At 34.2% G+C, this 15,306-nt stretch carries 15 protein-coding genes and 1 pseudogene; 8 read left to right on the top strand and 8 right to left on the bottom strand.

Features of this window, described 5'->3' with window-relative positions; translation table 11 throughout:
• Window positions 1-37: 37 nt before the first annotated feature.
• Both HX004_RS10895 and galE read right to left on the bottom strand, forming a co-directional pair.
• Entirely contained in the window at window positions 38-526 is a 489-nt protein-coding gene (locus tag HX004_RS10895; protein WP_286442522.1) for a DUF4199 domain-containing protein, read from the bottom strand.
• Between the two features lie 20 nt (window positions 527-546).
• Window positions 547-1,560 carry a UDP-glucose 4-epimerase GalE gene (gene galE / locus HX004_RS10890; RefSeq protein WP_286442521.1) on the bottom strand — a complete coding sequence of 338 codons (1,014 nt, stop codon included), beginning with the start codon at window positions 1,558-1,560 and terminating at the stop codon, window positions 547-549.
• A gap of 438 nt (window positions 1,561-1,998) precedes the next feature.
• Here galE and HX004_RS10885 point away from each other — a divergent pair, with 438 nt between their 5' ends.
• The gene (locus tag HX004_RS10885) at window positions 1,999-3,399 is read left to right on the top strand and encodes a glycosyltransferase family 2 protein (protein WP_286442520.1); all 1,401 of its coding nucleotides are present in this window, start codon (window positions 1,999-2,001) and stop codon (window positions 3,397-3,399) included.
• Between the two features lie 423 nt (window positions 3,400-3,822).
• Here HX004_RS10885 and HX004_RS10880 read toward each other — a convergent pair whose 3' ends face one another.
• Window positions 3,823-4,281 (bottom strand): PaaI family thioesterase, encoded by a 459-nt coding sequence (locus tag HX004_RS10880; protein ID WP_286442519.1) that lies wholly within the window; start codon window positions 4,279-4,281, stop codon window positions 3,823-3,825.
• Between the two features lie 57 nt (window positions 4,282-4,338).
• Entirely contained in the window at window positions 4,339-5,247 is a 909-nt protein-coding gene (locus HX004_RS10875; RefSeq protein ID WP_286442518.1) for a hypothetical protein, read from the bottom strand.
• A 316-nt stretch (window positions 5,248-5,563) separates the two neighbouring features.
• Between HX004_RS10875 and HX004_RS10870 the strand changes: the two genes are divergently transcribed.
• Window positions 5,564-6,142 carry a hypothetical protein gene (locus HX004_RS10870; protein ID WP_286442517.1) on the top strand — a complete coding sequence of 193 codons (579 nt, stop codon included), beginning with the start codon at window positions 5,564-5,566 and terminating at the stop codon, window positions 6,140-6,142.
• 61 nt (window positions 6,143-6,203) lie between these two features.
• Here the strand turns inward: HX004_RS10870 and HX004_RS10865 are convergent, their stop codons facing one another.
• Window positions 6,204-7,037, bottom strand: a complete 834-nt coding sequence (locus HX004_RS10865) for a universal stress protein (RefSeq protein ID WP_286442516.1) — start codon at window positions 7,035-7,037, stop codon at window positions 6,204-6,206.
• A 270-nt stretch (window positions 7,038-7,307) separates the two neighbouring features.
• Between HX004_RS10865 and mnmE the strand changes: the two genes are divergently transcribed.
• The 6 genes and pseudogenes from mnmE (at window position 7,308) to HX004_RS10835 (ending at window position 11,565) form a co-directional block, all read left to right on the top strand.
• Window positions 7,308-8,699, top strand: coding sequence for a tRNA uridine-5-carboxymethylaminomethyl(34) synthesis GTPase MnmE (gene mnmE, locus HX004_RS10860; RefSeq protein WP_286442570.1), 1,392 nt, complete (start codon window positions 7,308-7,310; stop codon window positions 8,697-8,699).
• Between the two features lie 180 nt (window positions 8,700-8,879).
• Window positions 8,880-10,013: a site-specific integrase gene (locus HX004_RS10855; RefSeq protein WP_286442515.1), complete on the top strand. Its 1,134-nt coding sequence runs from the start codon at window positions 8,880-8,882 to the stop codon at window positions 10,011-10,013.
• Window positions 10,014-10,112: 99 nt separating this feature from the next.
• On the top strand, window positions 10,113-10,406 hold the full coding sequence (locus HX004_RS10850) for a type II toxin-antitoxin system HigB family toxin (RefSeq protein WP_286442514.1): 294 nt from the start codon (window positions 10,113-10,115) through the stop codon (window positions 10,404-10,406).
• A 3-nt stretch (window positions 10,407-10,409) separates the two neighbouring features.
• Window positions 10,410-10,766 carry a helix-turn-helix domain-containing protein gene (locus HX004_RS10845; RefSeq protein WP_286442513.1) on the top strand — a complete coding sequence of 119 codons (357 nt, stop codon included), beginning with the start codon at window positions 10,410-10,412 and terminating at the stop codon, window positions 10,764-10,766.
• A gap of 157 nt (window positions 10,767-10,923) precedes the next feature.
• A pseudogene (locus HX004_RS10840) lies at window positions 10,924-11,151 on the top strand (tyrosine-type recombinase/integrase); the annotation flags it as partial.
• A 120-nt stretch (window positions 11,152-11,271) separates the two neighbouring features.
• A complete protein-coding gene (locus HX004_RS10835) occupies window positions 11,272-11,565 on the top strand; it encodes a helix-turn-helix transcriptional regulator (protein WP_286442512.1) in 294 nt (97 codons plus the stop codon).
• 320 nt (window positions 11,566-11,885) lie between these two features.
• Here the strand turns inward: HX004_RS10835 and HX004_RS10830 are convergent, their stop codons facing one another.
• The 3 genes from HX004_RS10830 to HX004_RS10820 form a co-directional block, all read right to left on the bottom strand.
• Window positions 11,886-12,818, bottom strand: coding sequence for a restriction endonuclease (locus tag HX004_RS10830; RefSeq protein WP_286442511.1), 933 nt, complete (start codon window positions 12,816-12,818; stop codon window positions 11,886-11,888).
• 91 nt (window positions 12,819-12,909) lie between these two features.
• Entirely contained in the window at window positions 12,910-13,929 is a 1,020-nt protein-coding gene (locus HX004_RS10825) for a hypothetical protein (RefSeq protein WP_286442510.1), read from the bottom strand.
• A gap of 32 nt (window positions 13,930-13,961) precedes the next feature.
• The gene (locus HX004_RS10820) at window positions 13,962-15,242 is read right to left on the bottom strand and encodes a hypothetical protein (RefSeq protein ID WP_286442509.1); all 1,281 of its coding nucleotides are present in this window, start codon (window positions 15,240-15,242) and stop codon (window positions 13,962-13,964) included.
• Window positions 15,243-15,306 lie beyond the last annotated feature (64 nt).

Genomic DNA, 15,306 nt, shown 5'->3' with positions numbered 1-15,306 from the left:
CCTTTAAAATTCTCGGCTGATTAAGGTTCAACTTGTTCTATTTTTTGCTTTTTGATTTAATAAAAATCATAACAATAGCTGTTGTAATCACCCCCATCATCAAAGCCATTAAAAAACCTTGTCTGGCGTAATTACCATAATTGAAGTAACTGGCAGCATCCGCTTCATTGGCGTAGAATCCCAACTCCACTGATCGTTTAATTACGTTTGGAAAAAACTCAGGTGTGATGATATAGCTTGTAATCCACTGTGTTAAGGGGCTTAATATAGCGATAACCAAAGACAGTACAACACCCGACAACATTCCCTCTCCATAGGTCATATCTCCTTCATAAAAGTTTTTCTTTTTATCTTTTAAAGCCAACACCATGACTACAATAGCGGGAATAGCGAATAGGTTTGTTAGGTATAAATGGTAATCAATATAAGGGCCATGTAGTCCGGCTACTTTTTCTAAAACCATCCACAAGAGGCCTACAACAGAAAAAATAACGCCCCACTTAATTTCAATGCTAATCTTTTTCATTGGAATACTTTCTAATTTTATTAATTTCTTGATTTTCGTTCCCAATTCCATGCGCTGGCTAACATATCATCTAAGGATTTGGTGGGCTTCCATCCCAAGACTCTTTCAATTTTAGCTGTATTAGCCCAAGCTTTATCGACATCTCCAGGGCGGCGTTCTACGATTTTATAGTTGATTTTGATTCCGCTTACGCGTTCAAAAGAATGCACAAGTTCCAAAACCGAATAACCTTGACCATTTCCTACATTAAAAACTTCAACTTGTGTTGTATTTTCCTTTTTCAACAAGTATTCCATCGCTCGAAGGTGTGCGTCAGCCAAGTCAACCACATGAATATAATCACGCACACAAGTACCATCTGGTGTATCGTAATCATCCCCATAGATGGAAAGAAACGGACGTGTACCGACAGCAGTTTGAGTAATATAAGGGATCAAATTATAAGGTACCCCTACTGGTGATTCCCCAATACATCCTGATTCATGTGCCCCGATGGGATTAAAATAGCGCAGCAAAACGGCTTGTAAAGGATAGACTTTGGCTAAATCTACAATGATCTCCTCCCCTACTTGTTTGGTATTTCCATAAGGAGATAGCGCTGTTTTAATGGATTCTTCTTCCGTAATAGGCATGATTTCTCCTTGCCCGTAAACTGTACAAGAAGAACTAAAGATAATTTTATCTAATCCTATCTGTTTCATTGCCGATAACACATTGATTAAAGAGAAAAAATTATTCTCATAATATTCCAAAGGCAATTTCATGCTTTCGCCTACTGCTTTTGAAGCTGCAAAGTGAATAACTCCAGCAATATCGCGATGTTTATCAAAAAAATGAAAAACTGCTTGTTTATCTCGTAAATCAATTTGTTCTAAGGCTGGTTTTTGGCCCGTAATAGTGGTAATTCCATCTACTACCTCTATCGTTGCATTAGACAAATCATCAATAATCACCACATCATATCCTTTTTGTTGTAAAGCGACTACAGTATGAGAACCTATAAATCCTAGTCCACCGGTTACTAGTATTTTCATCTTAATATATTGTAAAAGTTATCCCTTCAAAGATAGCAGATTTTTTAACGTTTGAGCTTTAAAATTCAGTGGTATCCTTCAATAAAATGAAGAGCAGTAGGTTTACAATTTGAATCCCCCCTCTAAATACCAGGTCAATTATTCTCATTTTGCGTATTCTTCTTCCTATACTTCTTCCTTAAAAACAGATTCAAAAGAGAGAATCAACGGCATTTAAATTGCCTATGCACTTTGGACTCAATCTAAACAATGTGTTGTCCAATTCAACAATATGGGGAAGCCAATACGTTAAAAACAGCTGAAAACCCCAATAAAATCAAATGGCACGCATCTTGTGTTATAAGTAGCGAAAGGTTGTCATTGCATCCTTATTTCTTCATTTTTACTCGATGCAAGAATTAAACTGAGGCATAATCTTTTCCACTAATTGACATACATATGAAAACAAACCAAGTCCCCAAGCTTGCGCATTCGCCCCTAAGCAATTCGCAAATCTCGAATAAACAGCAGCGCTTTAGTCTTACCGATTATTTAGTGTTAGCGCTAACCTTTGTCCTATTGTTTAGTAGTGTGGTGATTCTCTATCACTTTCACCCTTATTTTGAGCGTATGCAATTGAAGCGTTTAGAAGGATGGGGCGGGCAATTATTTTTTGGTCTTAGTATGGCTCTTTTGGCTGTACAAGTACTTTTCTTGCTTTATATTTTCTATCAATATTTTAGATACAAACCAGTTGCCCCAGTTTCTGATGATGAATTGCCTACTTGTACGGTTATTGTACCTGCTTATAATGAAGGGCGCTTGGTTTATGATACCTTATTGAGTTTAGCTCAAAGTGATTACCCCGCCGACAAATTAGAGATTATTTCTTTTGACGATGGCAGCAAAGACGATACGTGGATTTGGATGCAAAAAGCAAAAGCGGTATTGGAATCTCGCGTTGAAATATACCAACAACCCCGTAATATGGGGAAAAGACATGCCTTATATCGCGGTTTTAAACTGGGTAAAGGTGAGGTGTTTGTAACCGTTGACAGTGATTCTATCGTCAGACAAGATACCTTAAGACAATTGGTTAGTCCTTTTGCTCACAACGAATTATGTGGAGCTGTAGGGGGGAATGTATTGGTTTTAAATACAGAAGATGGAATTATTCCCAAAATGCTCAACGTGAGTTTTGTCTTTAGTTTTGAGTTCATTCGATCGGCACAAAGTGCGTTAAACAGTGTGCTGTGTACACCAGGCGCTTTAGCGGCTTATCGAAGAACAGCTGTGATGAACTGTTTAGAACAATGGATCAACCAAACGTTTATGGGTACGCCTTCTGACATTGGCGAAGATCGCGCCATGACCAATATGATTTTAAAACAAGGGTATCATGTATTGTTTCAAAAAAACGCCTATGTTCTAACCAATACACCAGAGAATTTCAAAGGATTGTACAAGATGTTTATCCGTTGGGAACGCAGTAATGTCAGAGAGAATATCATGATGAGTAAATTTGCCTTTCGCAAGTTTAGAGCAGGTTCTACAACAGGACCGCGTATTTTACTCTTAAACCAATGGTTGAAAGTAATTTTAGCTTATCCGATGATGCTCTTGATGTTGTATTTGATTCTCAGTTATCCTATTATGTTCATCAGTAGTGCTTTAGCTGGTATTTTAATCTTCTCTTCCATTCAGGTGTTGTTTTACGCGAAGAAATACAATCTCAAGGATTCCTTTTGGGCCTATACCTACAGTATTTTCTATACGTTTACCCTATTTTGGATTACACCTTATGCGATTGCTACGGCAAAACGAAGAGGGTGGTTAACAAGAACTCTTCCTACTAAATAGTAGATTCCATAGTTTTTTAAAAAAGCGAGTCATCTCAAAAGATGCTCGCTTTTTACTTTATGTATAAGCTACGGCAAAACAAATAGGTAGTTAACAAGAACTCTTCCTACTACATAGTAGATTCCATAGTTTTTTAAAGAAGCGAGTCATCCCAAAAGATACTCGCTTTTTACTTTATGCATGAGCTACGGCAAAACAAATAGGTAGTTAACAAGAACTCTTCCTACTACATAGTAGATTCCCTAGTTTTTTAAAGAAGCGAGTCATCTCAAAAGGATGGCTCGCTTTTTACTTTATGTATGAGCTACGGCAAAACAAATAGGTAGTTAACAAGAACTCTTCCTACTACTAGTAGATTCCATCGTTTTTTAAAGAAGCGAGTTCTCTTTTGAGATCACTCGCTTTTATTATATTCCTATAGCTTTATTCTTCTTTTAATCGAATGGCGAGAATCTCGCCCGTGGCACAGAGGATATCTCCTGCTGATAGAGTCATATCGACCCAAATTTTTCTACCTTCAATACTTCTCAATTTTCCTTTTAATACTAAGGGAACACCCATCGGGGTCATCGCTTTAAAATCTATTTTTAGCGAAGCGGTTACACAGCGCACTGGAAGGGGTGTTTCAAAGGGAATTTTATCTTCTATACAGACAAAAGCTGCGGCTGATCCTGTACCGTGACAATCTAATAGAGACGCGATTAATCCGCCATATACACTTCCTAGCAAAGCAGTATGTTCACTTTTCGGGGTAAAATGAGCCATGGTTCCCCCCTCTTCATCGAGATAGGTTTTCAGTTGATGTCCAGCTGGATTTAACTTTCCACAACCATAACAATGGGCTAAATTTTCTGGATATAAATCTTGTATTGCTTTTTTCATATTATATTTTTTAGTTAAACCAAGAAGGTAAGAATTTTTAACCGCTTGGAAAAACAATTATAGCTTGAATTCTTTCAGAATAGCAGCGTACAACTGATATGCTCGTTGAAAATCACCTGCTTCTACATAATAATTGGCTTGTTCCAACAATTGATCTTCCTCTGTTATATTGATCTTATACTGCATTTCCTTTTCATAGGTTTGTTTACTCGTGCGAAATCCCGAAATCGTAACGATTCCCTCTTCGTTGACATATAGGTATTCGAACTCTTTGAGGTAGGCTTCGGCCAATTGCCATTTGCGATCTTCAATAAAGGTATGTAAACGACGAAGTAATTCGTGCGGATAGCTTGCTTCCACGATAGAGACCACAGATTCGAGATTCCAGTCTTTGTATTTCTTTTGTTTGAACGTCATGTGATTGGGAAATAAATCTTCTCGCGTTGTATAGTTTTTTTCGATGTATTGAACAAAATCTGCTTGCAAAGCCTCAGGTAGTTGAGTCAATTGACTTTTTAGGTTGCGCTTTTTAAACACGGGAACGCAAGTTCCCCAAACTTCAGGCTTACATTGAAACGAGAGATGAACCACCTTCATTTGTTGGTTGTACAAAATAATATAAGACAATGGCATGGTGGCACCGTGCTTTTGACTGCAGTAAAAAAGAGGAATAAAAACCGCCTGTTTCCACTCATAGGTTTTAAACCATACAGCCTCGCTGTAAAACATCAACATGGACGATTCATAGCGCGGATGTTTGTACACAAAAGTTGTGTCTCCTAAATCATTTTTTAATTTTAGTGTAATCGCAGAAGGCAATCCAATATAATCAAAAGCTCTTTTGCTGTCGTAATTGTTACAAGCCGCACTGACCTTTATATATAAGCTAGTATCCCCATCTTCGTCTAACCACATTTTGACCGCTGTCAATTCATCCTGATTAAGCGATTGTCCATACTGCGTCATTGTCCCAGAAAGAAAGAGGAACCAACAAAAAAACAATCTACTACTAGAAAAAAGATTTTCTATCATTTATTTTCAATTTTACTTCAAAACTAACGTTATAAAATACAATATGGTATATAATACATACTATTTTTTGACTATCAAACAATTACCTCAACAGAATTCCCTTTTTTTTATATTAATACCATTTTTTTTGCTAATAGTATCAAAATAAAAAATAAATTTTTCTTAAAAATTATATTTCATAAAGCTTTTTTATAATAATAAATAACTTATCTTAGACCTCTATAAAATTGTAATACAAAATAGTTACTCAATGAAAAGAATAAAACGTATTTTACTGGTTGCAACCCTAGCACTGACGAGTACAGTTTTTGCACAGGGCAATATCAAAACTATCACAAATCAATTCTCTACCTTATTTAATAAATCATCCAATTATCAAAATTTCAAAATTGTTGATAAGCAAAGTCTCTTGGATTTACAACAAAATGTAGAGGATTCTCTTCGTCAATACAAAACCAAAGAAGTAGCAAACCAGGCGTTAATTGAACAACATAAACAAGAATTAGATACAGCGACTCAAAAGTTGGCTACGGCTGAACAGGAATTAAAGACGTCTTTAGCGAAAGAGGACCACTTTGATTTCCTGGGTATTCGCGCAGATAAAAACGTGATTCAAACCACTATACTAGCAATATTTGGCTTTCTTCTTGTGCTGGTTACTTTGTTTTATTTCCGCTTTAAAAAAGGGCATGTGGATACGAAAGATGCCATTAAGAAATTAAAAGAAACAGACGAGGAATTTGAGGAGTTTCGCAAATCTTCTTTGGAAAGAGAACAAAAAATAAGAAGACAACTTCAAGATGAAATCAATAAAAATAAAGAGGTTTAAACTCAAACGTTTAAACAATAAAAAAGTCGTAAAGCAATTCACTTTACGACTTTTTTTATTTTTATTCTTCATGGAAAGCAATGATTGGCACATGGGTATGATAACTCAATTTTTTTGTCATACTCGACGTGAACAATTTGTCTAAGAAGCTTCTGTTTCTCTTCACTGATACAAGCAAATCAATATTTTCTTTATCTAAGAATGTGAAGATTTCTTTTTCTACATCTTTTCCTTCTACAATAGCGAAAGTAATTGGATTTCCTTTGTAGTGCTCCAACCAGCTATCTACTACTTCTTGTTTGATTTTATCGACGTCATCTATCACGTGAATACACTTAATCGTAGCATCATATCCCTTTGCAATCTTGACTAATTTATCTAATACAATTTTGTCGTTTGTATTGAATAAGGTAGAGAATGCAATTGAATTGATTCCGTTGAACACAGCATCATGTGGTACACTTAATACTGGTGCTTTTAAAGAGTTGATCGCATTTACCGTATTGGATCCTAACAATTTTCTATCCCATCCTGAGTTCCCGTTGGTTCCCATGACAACTAAGTCGATTTCCTCCTCCTCTACTCTTTTCTTTAAAATGGTATTCAAGAAGCCTTCTTCTAGGATAAAATGCATAGGTACGTGATCTAAGTTATTTTCTTTAGCGATATCGCGAATGAAAGGTACTTGATCTTTAAAGTTTTCAAAATTGCTTAACTCAATGGATTTATATACGTCTTGTACCATTACTGGATTCGCTGTTGCAGAAATTACTGGCATCTCATAAGCATGTAACACAAAAAGGGTTGCTTTTTGGCTGTCCGCCATCTTTAGCGCGTATATTAAAGCGTTATTTGCTGTTTCTGAAAAGTCTGTTGGAAAAAGTATTTTTTTCATAGTAGTGTTAATTTTGATTTCTATAAAGATAAGAAATTAAGTTTAGCTTTTTCGTTTCCAATACTCAAAAAAATGCTGTATTTATCACGCTTTTAAATGAAAAAACAACACTTAAATAGATGAAAATTGTACATGTTTTTTTGTTGGTTGCTTTTTTGTGAAGTCGTAAATTCTCTACAAAGAGCAAACCTCACAAAGAGCAAAGAGCAAAACCTCACCATCTCAACATAAATGAATAAATACTATCTTTGTGCTTATTTAGATATACCCATGATATTACAAGATACTATTGTTGCTTTAGCCACTCCTTCGGGTGCTGGGGCAATTGCCATAATACGTGTATCGGGAAAAGATGCTATTTCTCTGGTAAATGGCATCTTTCAATCGATCAAAAAGAAAGATCTGACCAAACAAAAAACGCATACGCTCCACCTCGGACATATCGTAGATGGGGAACGCGTACTGGATCAGGTACTGGTTTCTGTATTCAAGAACCCGCATTCGTATACGGGAGAGGATACGATTGAAATTTCTTGTCACGGTTCTACTTTTATTCAACAGCAAATCATTCAACTGTGCTTGCGCAAAGGGGCTAAAATGGCTCAACCGGGTGAATTTACCATGCGCGCTTTCTTGAATGGGAAGCTGGATCTTTCTCAAGCGGAAGCGGTAGCGGATTTGATTGCTTCGGATAATGAGGCGAGCCACCAAATTGCCATGCAGCAAATGCGCGGGGGTTTTTCCAACGAGATTGCTCTCCTTCGTGAGCAACTACTCAACTTCGCATCGCTCATTGAGCTGGAATTGGACTTCTCGGAAGAGGATGTGGAATTTGCTGATCGCACGCAGTTCAAAGCGCTTATCGATCGCATTGAATTCGTCCTCAAGCGTTTAATTGATTCTTTTGCGGTTGGAAATGTAATCAAAAACGGAATTCCGGTTGCGATTGTTGGGGAACCGAACGTAGGGAAATCGACTTTACTCAATGCTTTACTCAACGAGGAACGCGCCATTGTTTCGGATATCGCAGGTACTACGCGTGATACGATTGAGGATGAGCTAGTCATCGACGGCATCGGTTTTCGCTTCATCGATACGGCGGGAATCCGCGATACGAAAGATGTGGTGGAAAGCATCGGTATCCAAAAGACCTTCGAGAAAATTGAAGCGGCACAAGTTGTAATCTACTTGATCGACGGGGGTAAATTGACATCTCAATCCATCGATCAAATCAACGTGGAACTGGAGAAATTGAAGAATAAATACCCGCTAAAACCACTGCTGGTTGTCTGCAATAAACAGGATCTTTTGTCGCAAGAGCAAATCGACTTGTTTCAATCGAAAATTGAGCATTTAATGTTGATGTCTGCCAAGGCCAACCTGGGTATTGATGAACTGAAACAAACGCTATTGGGCTTTGTTAACACCGGGGCTCTCCGCAACAATGAAACCATCGTTACGAATACACGCCACTACGATTCTCTCCTCAAAGCTTTAGAGGAAATTGAAAAGGTGAAATGGGGCTTACAAACGAATCTCTCGGCTGATCTTATGGCTATCGATATCCGCCAAGCACTCTACTTCTTCGGGGAAATTACGGGTCAGGTGACCAATGATGAGTTGCTGGGGAATATTTTTGCTAATTTTTGTATCGGTAAATAACCTGTCTTTTTAATACTTTTATTTGATTTGAAATACTTTGAAAATCAAATAGTTATGTGTTAAATATTTTTATAAGATGTCCTTATTTTCTATATTTAGTACCGCATTTGTACCACACTTTAAAATTATGTGGTACAAATGTGGTACAAAATGAGTCTCCCTAACCTAATATAGAAAATTATGAACATCACACTTAAACAAAGAAAATTACCAAGTGGTAAGATTAGTCTGCATATTGAATACTATAAAGGATTTGAAGTTTCCTTAGAAGGTAAAAAAAGGCATATCAGAGAATTTGAAAACCTAAAACTCTTTTTACATGGCGCTCCTAATAGTCCAAAGGAGAGAAAGGAAAACAAAGAAGCCCTTCAAATGGCTGAGAATATCTTAGCTATTCGACAAAGTGAAAACCTTAGAGGTAAATATGGAATTAAGAATAAGCACAAAGGACAACGTTGCTTCCTGGATTTCTTTCTTGAGAAAACAGAAGAGAAATATGAAAGTCCTAAAAACTACGGAAACTGGACGGCTTCTTTTCTTCATTTAAAACGCTGTATCTCCCCTACTTTTACTTTTGATGAAGTAGATGATGAATTTTTAAAGAAAGTCAGACATTACTTTGATACAAAAGCCCTTACAAAAAGTAAACTTCCGCTTTCATTAAACTCAAAATACTCCTATCTCAATAAATTTAGAGCTGCTCTTCGATTAGCCTTTGAAGAGGGGTATCTAACGATAAACTATGCTCAAAAAGTAAAGAGTTTTAAACAGGCGGAAAGCCAAAGAGAGTATCTTACTTTTAATGAAGTACAACGTCTGGTAAAAACTGATTGTAAATACGAAGTGCTTAAACGAGCTTTTTTATTCTCTTGTTTAACTGGTCTTCGCTGGTCGGATATTAATAAGCTTGTTTGGTCTGAAGTAAGAGATGAAGATGATGTTTGTAGAGTTATCTATAGACAGGAGAAAACGGAAGGTGTTGAGTATCTCTATATCTCCAAACAGGCAAGAGAACTCTTAGGGGAAAGAGAATCACTGAATCAACTCGTTTTCACTAATCTTAAATACTCGGCTATTTACAATAATGAAATTGTTCGTTGGTGTAACAGAGCAGGTATTCACAAGCATATTACCTTCCATAGTGCGAGACATACCAATGCGGTGCTACTCCTAGAGAATGGCGCCGATATTTACACGGTTTCTAAACGTTTGGGACATCGTGAAATTAGAACTACACAAATCTATGCTAAGATCATAGATAGTAAAATGAAAGAAGCCTCTGAGCTTATTCCAGAGCTTAAATTTGGATTTTAAACAAGGTGTTGATTACATCTTAGAGAGCAATTCAATAAAATACTTGAAAAAAGTTCCCGAATTGGGAAATAATTTTTAAATTTGTATAAACTATTTTAATTGAGAGTAATAGCGATAAAAACGTTACGTGTGTTTTGGACAAAACATGCAGACAGTGAGCAACAATTAAAGGCTTGGTATCAAGAGGCAGAAAAAGCAACTTGGAAAAATAGTAATGAAATAAAGGCCGAATATCCAAGCGCAAGTATATTAGACGACAATAGAATATGTTTTAATATTAAAGGGAATCATTACCGATTAATTGTCAAAATGAACTTTGGGCATCAAATGATGTGGATTCGCTTTATAGGGACCCACGCAGAATATGATAAAATTAATGCTAATACCATTTAAATTATGAAATTGAAACCTATAAAATCAGAACAAGATTACGAAGCTGCTTTAGAAAGACTAGAGTTGATTTTTGATGCACTTCCTGGATCAGAGGATAGTGATGAGTTAGAGATTTTGGGAATGTTGATTGAAAAATATGAAAAAGAACATTTTCCTATGGATTTACCAGATCCAATTGAAGCGATTAAATTTAGAATGGAGCAAATGGGCTACACACAAAATGATTTAGCAGAAATGATCGGATTAAAAAGTAGAGCAAGTGAAATTTTAAATCGAAAGCGAAAATTATCTTTAGAGATGATCCGAACCTTAACCAAAAAATTGCATATTCCTTCAGAAGTTTTAATTCAAGCATATTAAAAATAAAGCCTCCCAAAACGGAGGCTTTACTACTTATAGATCCTTATATAAATACAATCTAACTAATAAAAGACCTTCCAAGTTAGTTCGCTATCATTAAGATAAAAAAGGCTTGTCAGAGGATTTGAATACTTCAAACTCTTTCTATTACAATAATGAACTTAAGCATTGGTGTAACAGAGCGGGTATTCACAAGCATATTACCTTCCATAGTGCGAGACATACCAATGCGGTACTACTCTTAGAGAATGGCGCAGATATCTACACGGTTTCTAAACGTTTAGGGCATCGCGAAATTAGAACGACTCAAGTGTATGCTAAAATCATTGATAGTAAAATGAAAGAAGCCTCTGAGCTTATTCCAGAGCTTAAGTTTGGGTTTTAAACGAAAAGTTTAACTACAGATTATAATTACACTAAAGCCAAGTGGTACTTGAAAGTACACTTGGCTTTAGTCGTTTATGATATAGCTGTAGTTTGCTTCTAAATCCAAAAACAATTAATTATGGAATCTATTAAACTTATACTTGAAAAGCTTGATTATTTAGAGCAACTAATTATCTCTAATAATAAGGAAATATTATCTGTTGAAGAACTAGAGAAATATACTGGTTTTAAAAAATCATATATCTATCACTTGGTTCATTTTAGTAAGATCCCCTACTCTAAACCTAATGGTAAATACTTATTCTTTGAAAAATCTGAAATTGATGAGTGGTTACTTAAAAACAAGTCTTTATCTGATGATCAACTTCAGGAAAAAGCTCGCGAATATGTCTTGAAAAAGAGGAATATTTAGGAGGTTTTTCTTGAATTAAAATGTCGGCGCAAAAAGTTATGGTCCTTTATTGGTGAAGGATAAAGGAGAATGTAGTACACTTGAAATTTACATTTGAAAAAAAATGTTAGCGTAAAATTATAAAAAGTAGAATAGTGTAAACATAAAAAACCGATAGCATAAGCTATCGGTTTTTAAGTACCTTAAAAAGGTTTTACACCCTACTCCGTATGTCTTATAAATTGCGGTTTTCAGGCTTTGTTTTTTTGTGTACCATGAATTAGATCAGCTTTTAAGTCGAAGATTTTTAATGCATTAATACTATTTAAAATATAAAAAGTTTATCTATTATCATCTTCAAAACTATCCCAAAAATCAGCATCTAACTTTTTAATTTCAATAGTTTGTTCTACTTGCATACCAAGTCCATACTCATAAATATACTCTGCCAAATCCTTTCCGTCAATCAAAACAACTGTAGTAGATCCATTTAAACTCTTTACATAATCCTTCGCTCCTTGTGTAAAATAAGATGTCGTGATAAATACCCCTTTATTAGATTGAGCTACAGCTAATGCACCTACAAAACCTTGTATATCTTGTCTCCCTACCGATAACTTAGAGTTGAACCTTTTAGCTTGAATGTGAATACGACCAAAACCAAGCACATCTTCCTTTATAACACCATCTATACCTCCATCGTTAGAAATCTGCGTTACCAATCCTGAATCTTTAACTTCACCACCATATCCCATTTTTTGCAATAACATCACAACTAATCGTTCAAAAGATGCTGGACTCTTACTAAGAATACTTTCAATAATCTCATCATAAACAGCATTTTTAATATTTGTAAAAGAGGCATACAACTTTTCAGAAGGTGTAGCATCTTCTTGTATTCTCGAAATTCGAAAATCATTTATCAACTCCTCTCCAGAGTTTTTTTTCTTTTCCCTCTTAGACATTTTATCATCTATATAATAATTTATCTTTTCAGGTGTCTTTAAAAGTTCTTTAGCCTTCGTATTAATAACATAAACTCCACGGCTGGGTTTATCTAATAAACCAGCCATATTCATATAGCTTAATGCCCACGAGATACGATCATAAAAAACATGCCCATTACCTGATGGATACATTTCATTAATCTCTTCATCTGTTAATTTAAACCTCTCTGCTAAAGGCTTTTGAAACTGTTTTAATTTATACTGTTGACCATCACTTAAAATTTCAAGTATTGGTACTCTTAGTTCATCATGTTTAGGTATAGCCATTTCATTCTATTTACAAAACTAATTAGTAAAGATAACTTAGGTTTAGAAGATAACAAATAAAAAAACACCCAATCATACAGCACTATTTTATTCATCTTATCTCTTTAAGAATCCTAAGTAAATCTTCTTTCACTGAATATCCTTTAATATGAGCACTTAAAAATCCTAATTTACAGGAAACACTATTTACATCTAATCTCCAGTTAGTTGAGAATAAAACTTTTTGAATTATTTGTACCAGCTTATTTACGCTATTAGTTTCATTTCTATCAGATAAATCTTGAGCTAAAAACTCTACAGTTAAATATCTACCAACTTGAGGTTTTTCAAATTGAATTTTAGTGAATTTTGCTTTTTCAAGTTCTTCAGATAATACCTTTTCTACTTGTGCTATATTTAATTGTTTCAATTTATTGACATCAATTTCGCTATCTTGATCAAGACTAATACTTAAATTAGTTATTGCCTCTAAATCTTCATAAAAAGTATTTGATCCTATAAAATCTGTACAATATTTTTTTCGTTCATCTTCATTGATAGGTAATATCTTTTTACCAGAACGATTTATTTCTATAGTTTCAACTTGATTACATTGTTCACAGGTATCAATTAAAGTCAACTTACCATTTGTTTCATTTTTAGTACTATTAAGCTTCCCTCCACAATAGCTACATAGATGTTTGGCAACATAGAACTCTCTACCATCTGCATAAATTGCTTTTTTAGGTAGATGTTTATGATTACATGAAAAAACAAATATTATCTCTGAATCATTTTCTACAAAATCAAACATATCAAATTTCATCTGTTCAAGGCAAGTATTACACCTTACATTTTTAGGTATAGGTACTGATTGAATTGATCTATCCCTTTTTTCATCTTCATAAATACGGGACTGTATAAGTTTCTCTCTTTGCCTCGCAAAATGAACAGCTGTATCTTGATACTGCATTTGAAGCTTAAAATAATCAGAATCATGTTCTGAATTCTGATTAGTTTTTATTTTTTTGTAAACTTTCTCAATTTGCAACTCTAACTCTTTAAGCTCTTCTATTGTATGTCTATCATATTGATCAATATAAAACTGATCAGATTTTCTAAATTTTTCCATACTCAGATTTCCCTCTTTTATCTGATTATAATCTATTTAATCGTATTATTACCATATAAAAGCACGTTTGATATTAGATATCTAAGTTTGAACTTAAGATCAAAATCCATGTCTAACATTTCTGCCTTCCCACACATTTCAAGTAAATTTTGAAGATTAGTAATCTGTTGATCTTTTTTCCTTTCAAACAGCCCTTGTAGTTTTGTTAGCCCCTTAAACATACCTTTTGTATTACAAACTTTTTCAGCGATTTTTTGCCTAAGTTCATCTGGATGCTGAGCATCATTATAAAATTTAAAATCTTTTTCTACTTGTTTTAAATAATCAAATAAATCTGATATTGATTCAAATAACTCTAATAACGTATCTTGATTTATGGTATGGTTTGCAGTTGTTTTATTTTCAATTTTGTTACTATCCTTATCTTTTTTAGGGAACAAGTATATCTTATTGTTATCCCCGTTATTTTTAGGATAAAACTCTATACTTGTATGTACTCCTAAGGAAGCATTTCCTGTATCTTCATTTCTAATTGAAATAGAAGGTCTAAAATAACCGACATCTTTTATTAATACCTTTTTATCCAAAGAAATAATCATATCTATTTTTGATTCTCTCAACGAAATAGATGAAATAGTAAAATTAACCTCCTCTCTCAAATGAATTTTATTCAATTCAAGCATTGATAAAACAAAAGATTCAGCTATCCCATATTCCTTATATAGCTTACTATTTATACTTTTGACGTAGTATAAGTCTTTATTTTTTAATACTCTAAATATTTTTGGTTTAACATCTTTGGGATACTTCTCAAAGTGTCTTTTCCAAGAAACATTCAAATCATCTAATAATTGACTTTTATTTAAGTTCTTAGATTTATTTAAAGACTTTACATATTGTGATAAACTTCGATCTTTATAAAACAAATCAAGTGAATCATAAATAGCTACCGCCTCAAGGTTCTCTATCATTTCTCCTGTATTTTCATCAATACAAGCTTCTTTGATATTAAAATAATAGTCGTACTTCTTCTCTTCTGGATTCTCTTTCAAAAAAGTATCTACTTTATTCTCAGGGACAGTTAACCTCAACAACTCAAATCTATCGACATAGCTCTTGATTTGATTATATACTATATCAGCCTTATCAATATTGATCAGGATATTTTTATCTAAGTCATATTTATTGATAATTAATTCTTTTAGTTCAGTATCCTTAATTAAATCTAAGAGATCATCACTGAAAATATCATTTTTTGATTCTACATTATATAAGTAATCTGTTTTTGTTTTAAAATAGACATAATTTGACATAACAAATAGGTTTTTAGAAGGTTAACTTCAAATATATCCAATTATTCCTTTTAAAACTCAAATA

It is taken from the genome of Myroides sp. 1354 (assembly GCF_030324495.1).
GTDB lineage: Bacteria > Bacteroidota > Bacteroidia > Flavobacteriales > Flavobacteriaceae > Flavobacterium.
The sequence above is the reverse complement of the archived record's forward strand: the minus strand, read 5'-3'. Positions and strand labels throughout refer to the sequence as shown.